The 18455-nt window shown below is 60.6% G+C and carries 19 protein-coding genes and 1 pseudogene; 13 read left to right on the top strand and 7 right to left on the bottom strand.

Features of this window, described 5'->3' with window-relative positions; translation table 11 throughout:
- The first annotated feature begins 17 nt into the window (after window positions 1-17).
- The 13 genes and pseudogenes from MET49242_RS24925 to MET49242_RS24190 all read left to right on the top strand — a co-directional run bounded on the left by MET49242_RS24925 (window position 18) and on the right by MET49242_RS24190 (window position 10941).
- Window positions 18-353: a tyrosine-type recombinase/integrase gene (locus tag MET49242_RS24925; protein ID WP_144259566.1), complete on the top strand. Its 336-nt coding sequence runs from the start codon at window positions 18-20 to the stop codon at window positions 351-353.
- A 354-nt stretch (window positions 354-707) separates the two neighbouring features.
- Window positions 708-1010, top strand: a complete 303-nt coding sequence (locus MET49242_RS10460) for a hypothetical protein (RefSeq protein WP_036282803.1) — start codon at window positions 708-710, stop codon at window positions 1008-1010.
- Window positions 1011-1131: 121 nt separating this feature from the next.
- Window positions 1132-1966 (top strand): IS5 family transposase gene (locus MET49242_RS24200; RefSeq protein WP_144259518.1). Its coding sequence is split into 2 segments (ribosomal slippage): window positions 1132-1520 and window positions 1519-1966, totalling 837 coding nucleotides; the frame shifts between segments, so codons are not numbered across the junction.
- A 59-nt stretch (window positions 1967-2025) separates the two neighbouring features.
- Entirely contained in the window at window positions 2026-2220 is a 195-nt protein-coding gene (locus tag MET49242_RS10445; RefSeq protein ID WP_036282802.1) for a hypothetical protein, read from the top strand.
- 18 nt (window positions 2221-2238) lie between these two features.
- Entirely contained in the window at window positions 2239-3051 is an 813-nt protein-coding gene (locus tag MET49242_RS10440) for an IS5 family transposase (protein WP_036279258.1), read from the top strand.
- An 18-nt stretch (window positions 3052-3069) separates the two neighbouring features.
- Window positions 3070-3387 carry a hypothetical protein gene (locus MET49242_RS10435; protein ID WP_144259565.1) on the top strand — a complete coding sequence of 106 codons (318 nt, stop codon included), beginning with the start codon at window positions 3070-3072 and terminating at the stop codon, window positions 3385-3387.
- 74 nt (window positions 3388-3461) lie between these two features.
- Window positions 3462-6047, top strand: a complete 2586-nt coding sequence (locus MET49242_RS10430; protein WP_158497283.1) for a DEAD/DEAH box helicase — start codon at window positions 3462-3464, stop codon at window positions 6045-6047.
- On the top strand, window positions 6010-6585 hold the full coding sequence (locus tag MET49242_RS24195) for a phospholipase D-like domain-containing protein (protein ID WP_158497282.1): 576 nt from the start codon (window positions 6010-6012) through the stop codon (window positions 6583-6585). Before MET49242_RS10430 ends, MET49242_RS24195 begins: the two co-directional genes overlap by 38 nt.
- Before the next feature lie 193 nt (window positions 6586-6778).
- Window positions 6779-6988 carry a hypothetical protein gene (locus tag MET49242_RS10420; protein WP_036282797.1) on the top strand — a complete coding sequence of 70 codons (210 nt, stop codon included), beginning with the start codon at window positions 6779-6781 and terminating at the stop codon, window positions 6986-6988.
- 60 nt (window positions 6989-7048) lie between these two features.
- A protein-coding gene (locus MET49242_RS10410; RefSeq protein WP_371212548.1) for an IS3 family transposase occupies window positions 7049-8235 on the top strand; the annotation gives its coding sequence in 2 pieces (ribosomal slippage) (window positions 7049-7301 and window positions 7301-8235; 1188 coding nt in all).
- A gap of 17 nt (window positions 8236-8252) precedes the next feature.
- Window positions 8253-9065 (top strand): annotated as a pseudogene (locus MET49242_RS10405) (IS3 family transposase); the annotation flags it as partial.
- A gap of 117 nt (window positions 9066-9182) precedes the next feature.
- The gene (locus MET49242_RS10400) at window positions 9183-9995 is read left to right on the top strand and encodes an IS5 family transposase (RefSeq protein WP_036279258.1); all 813 of its coding nucleotides are present in this window, start codon (window positions 9183-9185) and stop codon (window positions 9993-9995) included.
- Window positions 9996-10239: 244 nt separating this feature from the next.
- On the top strand, window positions 10240-10941 hold the full coding sequence (locus tag MET49242_RS24190; RefSeq protein WP_084678999.1) for a site-specific integrase: 702 nt from the start codon (window positions 10240-10242) through the stop codon (window positions 10939-10941).
- Between the two features lie 169 nt (window positions 10942-11110).
- Here the strand turns inward: MET49242_RS24190 and MET49242_RS10390 are convergent.
- From MET49242_RS10390 to MET49242_RS10355, 7 genes are all read right to left on the bottom strand, one after another.
- A protein-coding gene (locus MET49242_RS10390; protein ID WP_371212522.1) for an IS3 family transposase occupies window positions 11111-12297 on the bottom strand; the annotation gives its coding sequence in 2 pieces (ribosomal slippage) (window positions 11111-12045 and window positions 12045-12297; 1188 coding nt in all).
- Between the two features lie 198 nt (window positions 12298-12495).
- Entirely contained in the window at window positions 12496-14250 is a 1755-nt protein-coding gene (locus tag MET49242_RS23320; RefSeq protein ID WP_244430785.1) for a DUF882 domain-containing protein, read from the bottom strand.
- Between the two features lie 318 nt (window positions 14251-14568).
- Window positions 14569-15372: a hypothetical protein gene (locus tag MET49242_RS10375; protein ID WP_036282791.1), complete on the bottom strand. Its 804-nt coding sequence runs from the start codon at window positions 15370-15372 to the stop codon at window positions 14569-14571.
- 79 nt (window positions 15373-15451) lie between these two features.
- Entirely contained in the window at window positions 15452-16438 is a 987-nt protein-coding gene (locus MET49242_RS10370) for an NAD regulator (RefSeq protein WP_244430784.1), read from the bottom strand.
- Window positions 16439-16449: 11 nt separating this feature from the next.
- Window positions 16450-16968 (bottom strand): tyrosine phosphatase family protein, encoded by a 519-nt coding sequence (locus MET49242_RS10365; RefSeq protein ID WP_036282789.1) that lies wholly within the window; start codon window positions 16966-16968, stop codon window positions 16450-16452.
- Between the two features lie 22 nt (window positions 16969-16990).
- Window positions 16991-17620 carry an HD family hydrolase gene (locus tag MET49242_RS10360; protein ID WP_036282788.1) on the bottom strand — a complete coding sequence of 210 codons (630 nt, stop codon included), beginning with the start codon at window positions 17618-17620 and terminating at the stop codon, window positions 16991-16993.
- 3 nt (window positions 17621-17623) lie between these two features.
- A complete protein-coding gene (locus MET49242_RS10355) occupies window positions 17624-18265 on the bottom strand; it encodes a DNA-3-methyladenine glycosylase I (protein ID WP_051134118.1) in 642 nt (213 codons plus the stop codon).
- Window positions 18266-18455: the final 190 nt, after the last annotated feature.

Here is an 18455-nt window from a genome sequence, read left to right as displayed (position 1 = left end):
CCTCTCCATGCCAGTCGATGACATCGAGTTCGGCCTATCAGGACCGGTACACTTTTGCGCCGCCGTCAAAGCAGCCCCCAAAGCCGGTTCAGTGGTACACTTTGCCGCCGCTGTTCATACACCAGATCGACGCCTACCGCATGATCCAGCGCCGCGCCGCCGATCTCGGCGCGCGAGGTAGGATCGGCTGCCATACATTCCGCGCCACGGGCATCACCGCCTATCTGGAAGCCGGCGGCACGCTTGAAAACGCGCAGGCCATGGCGGCGCACGAAAGTCCGCGCACCACGAAGCTCTATGATCGCACGGGAGACGAGATCACGCTCGACGAGGTCGAGCGGATCACGATTTGATGCGTTACTGATTGCGGGACGCGCATTACGGAGCGTCCTCCGCACAGATCCGTACGAGCGAAATTCCCGCATACTGCTCCCACCTCGTGGTTTTGACGGCAAAGCGTTAGCGCGGCCAAGGGTGTGGAGGACACGGGGTTTCGGGAGCCAATCGTTCGCGAGCCGCCGGCGCATCCCCCTTGACTCCTTGAGCTTTGCCATCGGGGCGCTTGCGCCTAAAAGGCCGCAACCCATTTAGGATTCGAAACAAGCAGCAGCTAAGTTTTTTTTCGCTATTTTAGCTTGCTATTTGCATTTTTAACTCTTACCTAACAGACGGCAGCAACTTCCGTCGCTGCTAACGGAGATGACGCCATGAACAGTCTCACTCACCTCACTGCGCACGCCACGAAACGGGTTGCTCAGCGAGGGATCGCGCCCAATGACCTGGAATTGATCAAGAGAATTGGCACCGAGGTCGAGGGCGGATATCTCGTGAGACAGAAGGATTTTCAAGTTTTAGACCGCGAATTGAGACACTTGAGAGATCAAGCCAAACGCCTTGTGGGCAAACGGGTAGTCGTCGATGGCGATACGATCGTCACCGCCTACCACGCTAATGCAGGTAAGGAGCGCTGGTTGCTGCGCCGCGCCGAGCGGCGCGCGTTGGTGAGCTAACTGCGACACAAAATTTGCCGGCGCAATCACGGCTAAGCGTTAGTGTCCGTCCTGAAAGATGTTGAATCGAATGAATCTGTTGTGATGGATGGGAGGCGGTCTGATTCGTAGGAGGCCGTCGATGTGGACGAAGGCAAACCGGGCGAAATACAATCGCGACAGGTTACGTTATCCGAGTGATGTGACGGACGAGGAGTGGGGGCATGTGGCGCCGCTTATTCCTCCGGCCAAGCGTGGCGGGCGCAAGCGTGAAGTGGACATGCGGGCGGTGTTCAACGCCATCATGTATGTGCTGAGCACGGGATGCCAATGGCGGTACATTCCCAAGGATTTTCCCCCGAAGAGCACAGTGTATCGTTATTTTTGCGATTGGGCCTGGTGCGGCGTTCTGGATCGCATGCACGACGCGCTCTACGTCATGTGTCGCGAACGAGCGGAACGAGAGGCGAGCCCCACCGCGGCGATCATCGATAGTCAGAGCGTGAAGAGCGCGGAAAAAGGGGGCGCGCATTGATCCGCATGGCTATGACGCCGGCAAAAAGATCAAAGGCAAGAAACGCCACGTACTCGTCGATACGCAAGGTTTGTTGATGGGCGCCGTCGTTCACGGCGCCGACATTCAGGACCGAGACGGCGGCGTCTTGCTGCTTTCGACGTTGCATGGGCGGTTTCCCTTTCTTGAAAAGCTGTTGGCTGACAGCGCCTATCAGGGACCGATCTTCGCCGACGCAACGGGCAAAATCCTACCGTGTCTCAAAATCGAGATTATAAAACGATCCGATCAGGCGAAGGGCTTCGTGAAATTGCCCATGCGCTGGATCGTCGAAAGATCAATCGCCTGGCTAAACCGCTGTAGAAGACTGGCCAAGGATTGGGAAAACCTCAATATCACAGCGCTCGTGTTCCTGCGTTTCGCGTCGATTCGGCTCATGCTACGAAAGCTCTGCAATTGTTGACTAACTTCTGGGACGGACTCTTAGATAGCAGAGGCCGTCATTACTAAGGATGAAATGCCATGACGATTGACAGCGAGGCCGTCAAGGAGACGCTGCAGAAGACTTATTCCGCGCAGCGCGAATCGAACTTCGATGAATATAAATTTTACAACTGGGCGGCAAATCGCCAAAGATATCGATGGGAAACAACGCTCGAAAGCATTCACGCGGTGGGAGGCGGTGATCTAGAGGGTGTTATGTACTTTGGTGATTGATTGTCTTAGTAGAATCGGATGTCTCCGATTCGCAAACCTTATCCGTCTGACGTCAGCGACGAAGAATGGTCGCTGGTTGCGCCTTATCTGACGCTCATGGACGAAGGCGCGCCGCAGCGTCAACATTCGCTGCGCGAGCTGTTCAACGGCCTGCGTTACGTGCTGCGCTACGGCATCGCCTGGCGCGCCATGCCCAACGATCTGCCGCCATGGTTCGCCGTGTATCAGCAATCGCAGCGCTGGCTGTCGGCGGGCGTGTTCGAGGCGCTTGCGCAGGATCTGCGCGCCCAGTTGCGCGTCGCTTCCGGGCGGGCGGCGGAGCCGACGGCGGCGATCATCGACAGCCGCACCTTGCGCTCGACCCCTGAGAGCGGCCCACGAGCGGGCTATGACGGCGCGAAGCGAAAGCGCGGCTCGAAGCTGCACATGGCAGTCGACACATTGGGCCATTTGCTGGCGTTGCATGTCACGCCGGCGAATGTCGATGACCGCGCCGAGGTCGGCAAGCTCATCGCAGCCGTGCAGGATGTGACAGGCGAAAGCGTCGAACTCGTTTATGTCGATCAGGGCTACACCGGCGAAAAGGCGTCCGAGGCGGCGAAGGCGCAAGGCGCCGAACTGTGCGTCGTCAAACTTGCCGAAGCGAAGAAGGGCTTCGTGTTGCTGCCCAAGCGCTGGGTGGTCGAGCGTTCATTCGCCTGGGCGACGCGATGCAGGCGGCTCGTCAAAGACTACGAGCGCTATGCTCAGACCCTCGCAGGACTCCACGTCGTCGCCTTCGCATGTCTCATGCTCAAGCGCGCAGCAGATTTCATGATCCAAGGTGCATAACACCCTCTAGAAGACGTGATGGCTTTCGCCGAATGGATCGAACGGATCGGCGCGGGCCAAGTCGTCAAATCCGCTCGCGGCAAAAAGCCTCACATCACCTGGACGTTCCGTCTCGATAGCATCGGGAAGGTCGCGCGTAGCGATGAAGGGGCAGAGCTGATCGGACGAGACGACGCTGATGGCCCTGAGCTTTCTGACGACGATGTGAGGCACGAATTCGTCCTGCGTCCCGGCAAGACGATCAAGATCACACTTCCTGCTGATATCACTGCAAAAGAGGCGCAGAAGCTGGGCGACTTCGTGAAACTTTTGTCGTTCGAACCGTCTGAATTATGAAACAACGGCCTCGGCCCTCGATGGGCGAGACCAGATTCCGCCAAAGCCACGTGTCGTTAAGATCGAGGAATCTGATGCCCCGCGTGTCAGCAAAAATTCAATCAAAGCGAATCGTTCCACCACCCTCATCTGAGGTATCCACAAACCTGATTCGCACATTCGGGGATCGGCTGCATAGCAAGTCAATCTGTCTGACAACGCCCGTTTCAAAACTGGTGCCGCTCGACAAGGGCAAACCATCGCGGGCTCTCCGAGAATTCCTCAAAGCGTATGAGCCTCGCATTGTCGAGCACGGATTGTATGAGCATCAAGCTTCTATAGTCCAACGCCTTAACGGAGATGCTGTACCCAATGTTCTGATGACTACAACAACAGGCTCGGGCAAGAGCCTGGCATTCTTGGCATGGGCCTTTGAAATTTTAAGAAGAGACCCGAAAGCAACGGTCATCGCGACTTTTCCAACTCAGGCGCTCTTGTGGGGGCAAGCGGACCGGCTCGCGGCGCTGGAGGCGCGAGTGAAAGGGGTCGAGGCCGAGCAAGGCAAGTTCAGCGGGCGCATCGAAATAGACGGTGTCGAATTACCATGGTCTGTCTGGTACGGCGTGCACGGTGATCGGAAAATGGCGGACCACGTTGAGACACCCGGATTTAAGAATGCTCGGCTAAGACTCTCGACACTCGACAAAGTTCACTGGAGCCTTATGGGCCAGGATCAAGCCGATTTTCTTCGCCACCTTGGTGGATTGATAATCGATGAGGCGCACTCCTGGCACGGTCTATCTGGCGCGAACGTGCGACGAATGCTGGATCGATTGCACCTGTCAATGGATGTTCTGGGATGCAAGCAGCATCCGGCTTTTTTTCTGGCCTCCGCAACGTTGGCGGAAGCGACCGTGTTCGCCGAAGACTTAACGGGAGTGAGTTCCTCCCCATTTCTGGAAGTGAGCGATCTGGGAACAGCAACGGCGTCGTTGGTAGCAACGGAAAAAGTCCCTGCTTTGCTGGCTCAGAAAGCAGAGCCCGGGTTGCTGCGCAGGTACATCTTACTCATCAAACCGGAAACCAAGCCACTTGTAGCGGATAAAATTCTTGGCGAATCAAAACTGCTAGGGGACAAAGCAGATGTTCTCTGTTTTGTCCAAAGCAAGTTTGTCGGTCATCGACTCCAAAAAAAATTAGAAATAGACCTTCCGAGTAGAAGCGTGATTGCATATGACGCCGATCTCCCGAACGACAAACGGCGGCAGATTGAAAGGATGATTTTTAAGCCTAGCGGAAAGGCAAAGATTGTCATCGGCACAAGTGCTTTGGAGCTGGGGGTAGACCTCCCGAGCCTAGACGTGGTGGTGATGGACGAACTTCCTCCCCGACGGTGCGAGTTGCTCCAGCGACTTGGTAGAGTGGGCCGCTCCTTCGAGCGGCCTGGGCTTGGCGTGTTGTGCCTGGGCTACTCACCTGCCGACGAGAGACTGATCGAAGAGCCATTGGCGGCCGTTGATTTTCGCAACACGAAGCCTTTATCTCTGCCGTTGCACCTTGAATCGGTTCGGTTACTGGCAATGGCTGCGGCATTCAAGGAATGGATGCCAAGACTCAAAAAAAAGAATGCATCCTGGGGCGACTTCAACAGCGCACTCAACCGCTATTTTGGCGAAGCACCGCACTATCGTGACCTGAGGCAGCAGCTGGGGGAGGTTCTAAGCGGTCTCGTCGATTTCGACGACCCGTTTTGGGTTTATAGGGGGTTTCGAGTGAGCGCTTCACAAGGGAAGCGCCCCCTCATCGACGAAAAGACGGGAAAACAGGTTGCGCTAATCGACGACATCGCCATTTTCCGAGATGCTCATCCTGAAGGCGTCTATTTGAATCATTTAGGCGTCAGCTACCGCGTCAAGCGGTACGTCGGCCAATGGGAGGTCGGAACCTGGGAAAGCCCAGAGGGCGTTATTCTTGGTAAATACCTCAAGGGGTTAGATCACATCGTGGTGAGTAAGGAAAAAACGCAAGCTATCGCCACTCGCGGTCGTTGGAAGGATACGTTCGGACTTGAAGAGCAGCAGGAATTGACTAGCGGTTGCCAGAAACCAGCCAAAGGGATTTTGCACTTTGGTATTTTTACGTTCCTGCGCAAGTTCGACGGATATCAGGAAATCGATCTTAACGGACTGAAAAAGCCGAAATATGTTTCGCTCGCTGATGTAACGAAGCGCTTCAGGGCGGCGGTAAACGAAGGTGAATCGTTCCCTTTCCTTCATAATTTCTCATACCGAACCAAAGGATGGAGCTGGCTCGTCGCTCGTGTTGTCGACGAGCAGAAACGAAAGGAACTCGCGCCCATCTTGGGTCCGCTTCTCGAGACGTTCTTCTGCGACGCCGTGGAATGTTCGCCCAATGATTTACAAGTCACGTTTGAGCCACAAGGCGAAATCAGGGTCGTCGATAGCACTCCTGGTGGGAACGGGCTCAGTGAGGCTTTGTTGAGTGGCGACCGCATCGCGACGGCGTGGAAACCTGCAATTAATCAGATTGCAGCGCAAGGCCGTAAGTCGAAAGAGTCTTTTCGCAGATTTCTTGCAGAAGAATATCGAGTCGACTCAAATGTCGCTGCGCAGGAGATTGCGGATGTCGTCCAACAGTTGGCAGACGCTTGGAACGGGTAAAGTTCTCGGCTACCTTCGCCCGGACTTAACGAGCGCGTCGTCAAGCGTTTGGGTGCTGGGTCCGTGGATAGATGCTTTTTTCGCGGAGGTGCTTCTTTCGCTGCCGGCCGCAGTCGATTTGCGTGTTGTAACACGGCCACCGTATCAAGCGAGTTCGAGTTTCCGCGAACACGGGATTGCTGCTCGCGCTCGCCTCGACGAGCGGCCGAACACAACGGTAAGAGTGCTCGCCAATCTCCATGCGAAGCTAGTGATTATCGATGAGCAAGTAGTCTATTGCGGAAGCGCCAATTGGTATCGCTTCAGCTTGGAGGAAAGCCGGGAACTTGTGCTGCGTGGGCCTGTGGTAAGTGCGATTGGGCTCATGGACGAAGTGCAGGTCATTTGGGATGAGGCAACGCAAGAGGGCTTTCCGCATGCACCGGTAAAATCCCAATCGACGGCAGATGGCTATATGAAGGAGGTGATCGATCCTATCGCAGAAGCCAAGCTTAGAGAGGTGCCCGGTTCCTTTGTGCTCAAGCGGCCGTTGCGTTAAGTCCAGCGCGGGGCTTCCGCGCTTTGCGCGTTCACGCATGATAAAGAACGTAATCATGCGTGAGATGGGGAGGCGCTGCGAGAGCTCTGGCTTGCTTTGCAGCCCGAAATTCGGAGATGTTTGGACGCGTTTGGCAAATCCTTGTTCGATGTGCGCCACGCCAGGCTCGCGATACATTTCGGAAGAAATTTCAATGAAAGCCACGAAGGACGAAAAGACGAGCGCCGCTGTGGCCATCGTGCAAAACTGGACGATCGAAGAGATTGGCAAGCTCATTGGCTTGGCAACAGCCGCGGTTACGGCAGCGTCCTTGACGTTCGTTGTCGGCTATTTCTACGGGGTGCATGAAAGCCTGATGACCTTGTTTAATCTCGGCGAACATTTGTCCTTTGCATGGCAGTGACCTGCCCCTGAGAAACTCGACCAGATGCGATTAGAGTCCGGCCATATCGGGACGGACGAGATGAAGAAGAAGCGGTTCACGGAAGAGCAGATCATCGGGATTTTGCGGGAGCACGAGGCGGGCGCGAAGGCGGCGGATCTGGCTCGCAAATATGCTGTGTCGGAGACGACGCTTTACAACTGGAAGGCCAAATATGGCGGCATGGACGTCTCCGAGGCCAAGCGGTTGAAAGCGCTCGAAGAAGAGAATGCGCGGCTGAAGAAGCTTCTGGCCGATCAGATGCTGGAAGCCGCGGCGCTGAAGGAGCTTTTGTCAAAAAAATGGTAGGGCCCGCCGCCAAGCGCGCAGCCGTTGCGCATCTGCGAGCCGCCATGGCTCTGTCGGAGCGTCGGGCCTGCCAGATTGTCGCCGTCGATCGCGCGACCGTCCGCTACATCTCGAAGCGGCCGACCGACAAGCCGTTACGGGAGCGGCTGCGGGAACTCGCCAACGAGCGCCGGCGCTTCGGCTATCGGCGGCTGTTCGTGCTGCTGCGGCAGGAGGGCGAGACGTCGGGCAAGAACCGCATCTACTGGCTCTATCGCGAGGAAGGGCTGACGGTGAGAAAGCGGCGCGCCCGCCGAAGGGCTGTCGGCGCGCGGGCGCCCATTCCTGTCGAGGCGCGGCCGAATGCGCGTTGGTCTTTGGACTTCGTGCATGACCAGTTCGCCTGCGGACGCCGGTTCCGCATCCTGAACATCGTCGACGACGTGACGCGTGAATGCCTCGCGGCGATCCCCGACACATCCATCTCGGGCCAACGCGTGGCGCGGGAACTGTCGGCGCTGATCGCACGGCGCGGCAGGCCCGGCATGATCGTTTCGGACAACGGCACGGAGTTCACCTCGAACGCCGTGCTGTCGTGGTCGAGCGAGAACAGGATCGAGTGGCGCTATATCGCGCCGGGCAAGCCGATGCAGAACGGCTTCTGCGAGAGCTTCAACCGGCGCATGCGTGACGAACTGCTGAACGAGACGCTGTTCTTCGGGCTCGACCATGCCCGGGAGAAGATCAGCGCCTGGGCCCAGGACTACAATCACCGCCGCCCGCATTCGGCCCTCGGCTATGCGACGCCGGCGACCTTCGCGGCCAATCTCACCGCAACAGGCGATCGGCTGCGCAACCAGGACCAACTCCGCCGATCGCCTGTTGCTCCATTCGCGCCCTCGGGCGTATCAACCGGAAGGACTCAACCCGCCGCTGGATGAAAGTTCAGGGGCAGGTCATCTGCGAAGCGCTGGACGTGTCCCGATCGGGCTTTCACGCCTGGCTGCGTCGCGGGCCGAGCGCCCGATCGGTCGCGGACGAGGAGCTGACAAAGAAAATCCGCGCGAGCTTCGTGGGCAGCGCCCGAACCTACGGCGCCCGCCGCGTCTGGCGGGACGTTCTAGCCGAAGGCGTCTCCTGTGGCCTGCACAAGATCGAACGGTTGATGCGGGCAAACGCCTTGCGGGCGCGACCGCGTCGCCGGGGTCAGCCGAAGGACGACGGACAAAGGTCGGCGGTCGTCGCGCCGAATGTTCTCGACCGGCAGTTCGCCGCGCAAGCGCCGAACCAGAAGTGGATCGCCGACTTCACCTATATTTGGACGGCGGAAGGCTGGCTCTACGTCGCCGCAGTCATCGACCTGTTCTCGCGAAGGGTCGTCGGCTGGTCGATGAAAGCCGAGATGACCGCTGGTCTTGTCGCGGATGCATTGATGATGGCGATCTGGCGTCGCGGCAAGCCGGACGCCTTGCTGCATCACTCCGACAGGGGCAGCCAATATACGAGCGAGCAGTTCCAGCGCCTCATGGCCGACAATGGCGTCGTTTGCTCGATGAGCCGATCCGGCAATGTCTGGGACAATGCGGCGATGGAGAGCTTCTTCTCTTCACTGAAGACGGAGCGGATCGGGAAGAAACTCTACCGCACGCCTGACGACGCCCGGGCAGACGTCTTCGATTACGTCGAGCGGTTCTACAACCCCGTCCGCAGGCATTCGACGATCGGCTACGTCAGCCCGGTTGAGTTCGAAAAGAAGGTGGGAGTAACTTAACTCGGTGTCCACGAAACCGGCAGCAGCTCACAGCCATCGTCCTCTGGTTAAGGTAAGTGTCCACAGGACCTAGAGGGTGTTATGTACTTTGGTGATTGATTGTCTTAGTAGAATCGGATGTCTCCGATTCGCAAACCTTATCCGTCTGACGTCAGCGACGAAGAATGGTCGCTGGTTGCGCCTTATCTGACGCTCATGGACGAAGGCGCGCCGCAGCGTCAACATTCGCTGCGCGAGCTGTTCAACGGCCTGCGTTACGTGCTGCGCTACGGCATCGCCTGGCGCGCCATGCCCAACGATCTGCCGCCATGGTTCGCCGTGTATCAGCAATCGCAGCGCTGGCTGTCGGCGGGCGTGTTCGAGGCGCTTGCGCAGGATCTGCGCGCCCAGTTGCGCGTCGCTTCCGGGCGGGCGGCGGAGCCGACGGCGGCGATCATCGACAGCCGCACCTTGCGCTCGACCCCTGAGAGCGGCCCACGAGCGGGCTATGACGGCGCGAAGCGAAAGCGCGGCTCGAAGCTGCACATGGCAGTCGACACATTGGGCCATTTGCTGGCGTTGCATGTCACGCCGGCGAATGTCGATGACCGCGCCGAGGTCGGCAAGCTCATCGCAGCCGTGCAGGATGTGACAGGCGAAAGCGTCGAACTCGTTTATGTCGATCAGGGCTACACCGGCGAAAAGGCGTCCGAGGCCGCAAAGGCGCAGGGCGCCGAGCTTTGCGTCGTCAAACTTGCCGAAGCGAAGAAGGGCTTCGTGTTGCTGCCCAAGCGCTGGGTGGTCGAGCGTTCATTCGCCTGGGCGACGCGATGCAGGCGGCTCGTCAAAGACTACGAGCGCTATGCTCAGACCCTCGCAGGACTCCACGTCGTCGCCTTCGCATGTCTCATGCTCAAGCGCGCAGCAGATTTCATGATCCAAGGTGCATAACACCCTCTAGAGCGCGCCACGTTGGCGCAGTATCGGCAACATGTGGAACTTCATATCAATCCCCTAATTGGTTGCGTGAAGCTCTCTAAACTTACGACGCCAATGGTCGTTGATTTCCGAGAGGTTCTGAGGTCTGGCGACGCTACGCTTGGCCCGCTGGGACGCCCTAGATCTCCCGCACTTATCCGCAAAATTTTAACTTCTCTGGGTTCACTCATCACCCACGCGAAGGAAACCGGAAAAATTGCTGGCGCAAATCCGGTTCGCGAGCTTGCGCGTGCGAGAAGGGCAGGGGGGGGAGAGTGGAAGAGATAAGCTTGAGATTGGTCGCGATATCCCAAGCCGCGACGAAATAAAGCGCTTGCTTGAAGTTATTCCGTCCGATCAAGAGCCAATCCTGCTGGTCGCGATCTTCTGCGGTCTAAGGGCCTCTGAGCTTCGCGGTTTGCGGTGGTCCGACATTGATTTGAAGTTTGGCGAGATTCATATCCGTCAACGTGCAGATAGGTACTGCAAAATTGGACCGCCGAAATCTAAAGCCGGCAATCGAAAGATACCGGTACCCCCAGGAGTATTGAAGCGTTTAAAAGAATGGAAGTTGGTTTGCCCCATAAGCGCGGGGGCGCTGGTATTTCCGTCTCCATCCGGTCTTGTCCAACACCATTCCAATATCGTGCACCGCATCGTCAACCCCGCTTTGAAGACCGCTGGCATTGTAAATGGCAATGGCGCTCCCAAGTATGGCCTCCATTCGCTGAGACATTTCTTTGCAAGCTGGCTCATCAACAGGACTCGGGACGGCGGGCGTGAGATGCCGCTTAAAGCGGTTCAGGTCCTGATGGGTCATAGTTCAATCACGATCACTGCCGACAGATATGGACATCTATTCCCCCGGGGGGACGATGCGGCAGAGCTGGCAGATGCGGAGAGGAGACTTCTCGGTTAGCAAAACTGGACGCAACAAAAATGCAACATTGAACGCAGTCGAGCCAACATAAATCGTTTTAATACAATGAATTATGAAATTATGATGCAGGACTGTAAATCCGCTGGCTAAGCCTTCGTAGGTTCGAGTCCTACTTCCCCCACCATCCCTTTGACCTGCCCCTGAACTTTCATCCAGCGGCGGGTTGAGTCCTTCCGGTTGATACGCCCGAGGGCGCGAATGGAGCAACAGGCGATCGGCGGAGTTGGTCCGGGTTGCGCAGCCGATCGCCTGTTGCGGTGAGATTGGCCGCGAAGGCGGCGGGCGTCGCATAGCCGAGGGCCGAATGCGGGCGGCGGTGATTGTAGTCCTGGGCCCAGGCGCTGATCTTCTCCCGGGCATGGTCGAGCCCGAAGAACAGCGTCTCGTTCAGCAGTTCGTCGCGCATGCGCCCGTTGAAGCTCTCGCAGAAGCCGTTCTGCATCGGCTTGCCCGGCGCGATATAGCGCCACTCGATCCTGTTCTCGCTCGACCACGACAGCACGGCGTTCGAGGTGAACTCCGTGCCGTTGTCCGAAACGATCATGCCGGGCCTGCCGCGCCATGCGATCAGCGCCGACAGTTCCCGCGCCACGCGTTGGCCCGAGATGGATGTGTCGGGGATCGCCGCGAGGCATTCACGCGTCACGTCGTCGACGATGTTCAGGATGCGGAACCGGCGTCCGCAGGCGAACTGGTCATGCACGAAGTCCAAAGACCAACGCGCATTCGGCCGCGCCTCGACAGGAATGGGCGCCCGCGCGCCGACAGCCCTTCGGCGGGCGCGCCGCTTTCTCACCGTCAGCCCTTCCTCGCGATAGAGCCGGTAGATGCGGTTCTTGCCCGACGTCTCGCCCTCCTGCCGCAGCAGCACGAACAGCCGCCGATAGCCGAAGCGCCGGCGCTCGTTGGCGAGTTCCCGCAGCCGCTCCCGTAACGGCTTGTCGGTCGGCCGCTTCGAGATGTAGCGGACGGTCGCGCGATCGACGGCGACAATCTGGCAGGCCCGACGCTCCGACAGAGCCATGGCGGCTCGCAGATGCACAACGGCTGCGCGCTTGGCGGCGGGCCCTACCATTTTTTTGACAAAAGCTCCTTCAGCGCCGCGGCTTCCAGCATCTGATCGGCCAGAAGCTTCTTCAGCCGCGCATTCTCTTCTTCGAGCGCTTTCAACCGCTTGGCCTCGGAGACGTCCATGCCGCCATATTTGGCCTTCCAGTTGTAAAGCGTCGTCTCCGACACAGCATATTTGCGAGCCAGATCCGCCGCCTTCGCGCCCGCCTCGTGCTCCCGCAAAATCCCGATGATCTGCTCTTCCGTGAACCGCTTCTTCTTCATCTCGTCCGTCCCGATATGGCCGGACTCTAATCGCATCTGGTCGAGTTTCTCAGGGGCAGGTCACCTTCAGCGCAAGGCTCTGAAACCGACTATTACGCAAGGCTTGACGTCGCGCGTCGCCGGACCGTAGCGCTCGCGGATTTTCGAGAGCGTCGATCGGCGTCGGGCGGTGCAATAAATCAGCAGGATTTCGGATCGTTACCGGCCGCGCTGCGCGCCGGGCGCGAATTTGTCGGTCGGCGGCGTAGCGTCCGGCGAAGCGAAGCCGACGATGTGCGACGGCCTTTGCGGCGGCGCGAGCACGCTTGGCTCTGCTGCGCGCGCAGCGGCGCGGACGGCCCCGATCGGCGCGCCTGTCACCGAGCGTGCGGACGCCCGGCTCGTGGGCGTCGCGCCAGTCAAAGTGTTGAAGTTGGAGCGATCCAGCCGCGCAGGAACGAAATCGGAGCGGCGCGCCACTGTGCGTTGTTCGGTCTTTGCGGCGACCGGCTTTTGCGTTTTTGCCGCTTCCGCGTCCTGATTCTTCTCCGACGCGGGGGCGACATAGGCGAGCGGCTCATCGTCCGTCCGTTTTGCGGATGAGCCTGCGCCCTTTCCCTCGTCGACCAGATTCGCAATCGCGTGAGCGGCGTTTGCGTCGGCGCCGCGGCCTGAGGCGGACTTCTGCAAAGCGGACGGCCTCGCCGGCGGAAGCGGCGCCGCGGTCACGGCGGCGACCAGCATCGATGGGCGATGCGGCGGCAGCGGGACTTTTGCATATACGCGGGTCGATCCAGCCTCGACGCTTTCGGCTTCCTGCTGTTCCAACGAGTTGCGCAGATCGGGCTGGGCGCCCATCTCGAGCGCCGCGACGGCGGTGGCCCTGTCTTCCGGCTCGAGCGGCGTCGGCTTGCTGGCGAGGGAGGCCGGACGTCCCGGCGGCGGCAGCGGAACCCGAACAGTCGGCGCCGGCCTTTCTTTTTCTTGCGGCTCCTGCGCCTGTTCCGCGGCCGGCGTCGCCATCGCCGTCACGCCGGGAGAGGACATCGCGGTCTCGCCTCGCGGAAGATTTTCCTCCGCCCGCGCGAGTTGCTGGCCGCGTCCGCGGCGGTCGGTCGCCGCCTCGGCGGCGGGGGCGCCGCCGCCCTCTTCATCCGTCTCCGCCATTTTCGCGCCGCGACCGTTGCGCGGAGCGAGAGAGGCCCATTGCTTGCGCGTGCTGGGCGGCGGGGCCGCAACTTCGCTGTCGTCCTCCTCGCCGCCTCCGACGCCGAAAAGCATCGCGAAGAAGCCGCCGACCGTACGCCGCGGCGCGGTCACATAGGCGCCGTTGCCGCGGGCCTCGATCTCGGCGCGGGCCTCCTCATAGCGCGCAAGCGGCTGGCCATTGGTCGGCAGATGCACGGTCTTGCCATCGGGGAAGAGGCGGACGAGCTGGTCATAGGTCATGCGCGGCCAGGAGCGCACATTGCCGACGTCGAGATGAACAAAAGGCGTTCCGGCGGTCGGATAATAGCCGACGCCCCCGCGCTGCATGCGCATGCCGATCTCCCGGATATGGGACATGGGCATGCCGGGCATGGTGGTGTCCATCGCCTTGCCGAGCATGTGCTGGGAATATTTCGCCACCGCGCGGGAGCGGGAGCGGAGCATGGCGTTGGTTTCCGGGGAGCGATAGGCGGAGACGACGTTGATGACCTGATTACCCGCGCCGGCGGTGCGATAGGCCTCCCAGACGACGTCGAAAAGGCGGGGGTCCATGTTCGTCGGTTCGTCGCGGCGCCAGTCGCGCAGGAACCAGTTCAGCTGCCGCAGTACATTGCTGTCATACTGACCATTGACCAGATAGGTCGCCGCAATGTCTTCGCCGGTATGGGCGTGGTGGAGGTAGATTGTGCGGGTGTCGCCGTTGGCGATGGCGGTTTCCGTAAGACTCGGCGTGAATGCCGCAATGCAGGCGGCGATTGCGCCCAATGCCAGGGATCGTCTGCGATGATGCTTGCGGCGCGGCGTCGTCAAAAGGATTGCTTCCCCATCTCGCTCGAGCCGCGTCCGAAGACCCTCGGCTCAAGCCTTTGATCCGTCCCTTGCCCCGCGATCCGTCGCCACGCCGGAAGTCGCTGGCGGCCTATCGCTTCGGGCGTAAGCCGTTTTTCTGTGTGTGGGGATGAGCATGCGCTCGCGATGCGTTTCGCCGTCGCTGACGCCTTTGCGGCCGAAAGCCGCCTGAGTCCCCACTCGCGAGGAGGGTTAAGGTAACATCGTGGCGAAATATTGCCCGAGCCCGACCGCTCAACGGGTCGCCACCGAGCGAACGAATCGGCTCGTGGCGAGGATCGGCTGGGCGCCCTTGATGAGCTGGAGCCGGGGCGGGAGTTGCGCGTCCATCGTCGTGAAAGCGGTAGATGGCGGCCGCCTCGGCGGCAATGGCACGTCCACGCCGTCGGAGATTTCTCGGGCGACGCTCGGCGAGCCCTCGAAGCGGGCGGTGGCGTCCGTCGAGAGACGCGATGTCTCCGGAAGGCGCTGGCGGTCGGCGACCGCGACCCGAACCGAGCCGCGCGGCGTCTCTCCGGCGCCGGAGGACAGGGCGCTTGCGACGGCGGTCTGCACCTTGTGAGCGATGTCGCCCCAGGGATTCGGATTCGCGTTCGGGCGCGCATTCGCGATCGCCATCGCGGGCTCAGCCTTCGGCTTGCGGTTTGCGATGAGCACCGGATTGTCGCCGTTGCAGTTGCGCATCCCGAGCGCGATCAGTTCGGTCCCCGAAAGGATGCGATATTCTCGGGTCAGATAGCCCAGTCGCGCCTGCACCGCCGAAGGATAGGAGGCGAAGAGCTTCGACGAGACGCCGAGGTCGACCTCCTTGGTGATCGCGTTGTAGGCTTGATGAAACTTGATCTTGGCGTCGGGATAGACGCAGACGTTTGGCAGGCTCAGCGCCAGCGTGCAGGCCGAGCGACATTCATGCAGCCGGACTTCGCGGTTCTCACGACGATACTGTTCCGTTTGGGCTTCGTAATCGGTAACGAGCCCCCCGACGTCCTTGTAGACGACCACGGGCGCCGGCGACGGCGGCGGCGACAGATAGCCCAAGACTCACCTCTACGCTTACGGACCAAAGCTTCAGGCGATGTTCACCATCTCAGGGTGAACAATATCTTAAAGAGCAAAATCAGCTCCTTATCCCGACGCGTAGTCCCGGTGAAGGACGTTCTTGCAGAACATTGCGGCGAAAATGGAATAGGGCGGCTGGCCGGCCGCCGGTTTTCAGCAGCATCTCTCCGGTGGGCTCGACGATCGCCGAGGTTTCCACCAGTCTACGGAAGTTTTGCTTGTGAAGATGGCGGCCGGCGATCGCTTCAACTGTTCGTTGCAGTTCAGTCAATGTGAACGCGGGCGGCATCAGTTCGAAGATCACCGGCCGATACTTCATTTTGGCGCGCAAACGGCCCATGGCGGTTGCGAGTATGCGGCGGTGGTCGTGGCGCATCGGGACCCCGAGAGGAGCGAGCTTTCCGCGCCTCGCAGCCGCCTCGCGGCCGTCGCGCAAGGCCTCTTCCAGAAGGCCGGCTTCATAGAGAAGCTCGTACCGCTCCAGCACGTTCTCCTCGTTGAAACCGCGTCCCTGCGCGCCAAAAAGGAGGTCGACCCGCTGCCGGCGCGATAGTCCTGCGGAGGAGACCGCATTCGGCGCCTCCTCGACCCAGCCGCGCAAGCCCGGCGCTATCGTCGTCTCGATGATCTCTGGTCGGCCCTTTCGCCAGTCCTCCCATGGGAAGAAATCGTGCCAGCTGCGCCAGGCGCCCTCTGCGGGCCGCTGCGTCTCGTCGCCGATGCGGGTGAGGGCGAGATAGCCGACCGACACGACATGCGGGTCGCGGTCGCCGGCGCGGGCGTGCCGTCCCCGGTCGCCGAAGGTGTAGAGCTGCTCGACATAGCCCAGCGGCGCGCCGGTCTGCTCCGCCACCCATTCGCGCAGTCCGATCTCGAAGGTGCGATGACGAATCGGATCGAACGGGCCCGAGGGAAGGGAGGCCACGGCGTCGGCGCCTTCGGTTCGGGTGGTCAGGATGAGGGGCTCGTCGTCACGCACCGCGACGATCGCGGCCGTCAGCCCGATTTCGACCGGCGGCGACAGAATGCGCGCCGCCGGCGTCACGATCGCCTCGCTCAGGCGAGTTCGAGCGCGAAGGGCGCTCCCTCATAGCAGTCTGCGCCGCGGCCGATCGCGGAAATGGCCGCGACCATTCGTCCTTCCCGCCCCATCCGCCGGTCGGCGAGCGCCACGAGCCGCCGGTTCGGCGTCGCGGTCGGCGAGGCGTCACGAAGTTCGCGCGCAAGGTCGAATTCGCATCGATGCGGGGCAAGGGCGCAGGCCGCGATATAGGCCGCGGCCGGCGAGCGACTGACGCCCGCATAACAATGAATGACCAGCGGCGCGGCGCGGTCCCATTCCTCCATGAAGGCGAGCAGCCGGTCGATGTGCTCCTCGCCCGCGAGAACATGCCCGTCGCGCGGCGTGTCGATATCGGAGACCGCGATGCGCAGATGGCGCTCACGTGCGATCTCGCAGGGCCGCACCAGCGACGCTCCGGCGGTGAGGATCGTGACGAGCGAGCGGGCGCCGCTCGCGCGCACGGTGTCCACCACTTTGGTCATGGAACAGACGTAGAGGCGCCCGTTCGTCATCGAAACCCTCACGGCCTTCTTCTCACCCCTGGTCGATCGCGTGAAAGCGAGCAAGAAAACGCGCTTGCGTCGCCTCGATGGCGGCGGGCGCGATGTCGTCCGTAAAAGCCTGCGGCGAGATCGCCGGGCGGCCGAAGATGCGCTCGGCTTCGCCGCGTGTAAAGCCGGCAAGATTGACGGCCTCGAAAAAAGCGGCGGCGCGGTCGGCCTGCTTGGAAAGTTTCAGCGCCGCCGGCGATGGCGTCGCGGGTAGGGAAAAGCGCAGCAGAATCGCGCCGAGAATGCGATTCTCGACCGATTTGTAAGCGTCGCCGATCACCGCCTTGAAGGGGGAAATCATATCGCCGATCACATATTCGGGCGCGTCATGCAGCAACATGAAGAGCCGCTCGGCCCGGCCGATCGCAGGGTCCAGCTCGCCGGCGATTTTTTCCACGAGCAGGCTGTGCTGGGCCACGGAGAAAATATGCGTGCCGAGGGTCTGGCCGTTCCAGCGCGCGACGCGGGAAAGCCCATGGGCGATGTCCTCGATCTCTACATCGAGCGGGGATGGATCGAGAAGGTCCAGCCGACGGCCCGAGAGCATTCTCTGCCAGGCGCGCGGCGCGGCGTCCTTGCCGGCGGGCCGCTTTCTGGATGCGGGATCGCGCATGGCTCAGGCGCGCCTCTTCCGGGCGCGGGGGCTTTCGGCGCGAACATGGCAATCGACGAGATGGTCATTCACCATGCCAACGGCCTGCATGAATGCGTAGACAATCGTCGGTCCGCAGAATTTGAAGCCTCGCGCCTTCAGGTCTTTCGAGAGGCGCTGCGAGAGCGGGGTTTGTGTCGGCACATCGCTGATTCGTTTAGGATAATTGACGATCGGCGATCCGTCTACGAAGTCCCAGATATATGAGGAAAAGCCCTGAGCGGCTTCAATCGCGAGCCAGGCCCGCGCCGAGAGCACGGCGCCTTCAATCTTGGCTCGGTTGCGCACAATCCCGTCATTCAGCATCAGATCATGCACGCGTTTGTCATCGAAACGGGCGACTGCGGCGGGATCGAACCCCTCGAAAGCGGCGCGGAACGCCTCGCGCTTGCGCAGGATAGTGATCCACGAGAGCCCGGCCTGAAATCCATCCAGAACCAGCTTTTCAAAGAGCGCCCGGCTGTCGCGCTCCGGACGCCCCCATTCTTCGTCGTGATAGGCGACATAAAGCGGATCGACGCCCACCCATGGGCAGCGCGCGAGTCCATCCGCATGCGACAATACGGCGTCCCCCCAGCTTGCGGGCTGCGCGCGCGCGTTCGGCAAAGGCGGGTTTCTCCCTGAATGATGCGGCATGACGCCACGTTTTCCCACCTTTATTGCGCGTTCAGATTGCGTTCACAACTATGTTGGGACTATCGTCAAGCCGCCGCCGACACATCGCCGCAGACAGCTGGCGCGCCGTGTGCTTCAGTGCGCCGTCTCAAGTCGCTCGCGAATCTCCAGGCGGCTTTAT

This window comes from Methylocystis sp. ATCC 49242 (genome assembly GCF_000188155.2).
Lineage (GTDB): Bacteria > Pseudomonadota > Alphaproteobacteria > Rhizobiales > Beijerinckiaceae > Methylocystis.
This window is presented reverse-complemented; position numbering and strand designations above follow the sequence as displayed.

Bases quoted from the DNA above. Each gene is read 5' to 3' on its own strand.
- MET49242_RS10365 (WP_036282789.1), bottom strand. From the start codon at position 16,968: ATGACGAACGGGCGCCTCTACGTCTGTTCCATGACCAAAGTGGTGGAC.
- MET49242_RS10420 (WP_036282797.1), top strand. From the start codon at position 6,779: ATGAAAGCCACGAAGGACGAAAAGACGAGCGCCGCTGTGGCCATCGTG.
- MET49242_RS10430 (WP_158497283.1), top strand. From the start codon at position 3,462: ATGCCCCGCGTGTCAGCAAAAATTCAATCAAAGCGAATCGTTCCACCA.
- MET49242_RS10440 (WP_036279258.1), top strand. From the start codon at position 2,239: ATGTCTCCGATTCGCAAACCTTATCCGTCTGACGTCAGCGACGAAGAA.
- MET49242_RS10400 (WP_036279258.1), top strand. From the start codon at position 9,183: ATGTCTCCGATTCGCAAACCTTATCCGTCTGACGTCAGCGACGAAGAA.
- MET49242_RS24195 (WP_158497282.1), top strand. From the start codon at position 6,010: ATGTCGTCCAACAGTTGGCAGACGCTTGGAACGGGTAAAGTTCTCGGC.
- MET49242_RS10435 (WP_144259565.1), top strand. From the start codon at position 3,070: ATGGCTTTCGCCGAATGGATCGAACGGATCGGCGCGGGCCAAGTCGTC.
- MET49242_RS24925 (WP_144259566.1), top strand. From the start codon at position 18: ATGACATCGAGTTCGGCCTATCAGGACCGGTACACTTTTGCGCCGCCG.
- MET49242_RS10445 (WP_036282802.1), top strand. From the start codon at position 2,026: ATGACGATTGACAGCGAGGCCGTCAAGGAGACGCTGCAGAAGACTTAT.
- MET49242_RS10460 (WP_036282803.1), top strand. From the start codon at position 708: ATGAACAGTCTCACTCACCTCACTGCGCACGCCACGAAACGGGTTGCT.
- MET49242_RS10360 (WP_036282788.1), bottom strand. From the start codon at position 17,620: ATGCGCGATCCCGCATCCAGAAAGCGGCCCGCCGGCAAGGACGCCGCG.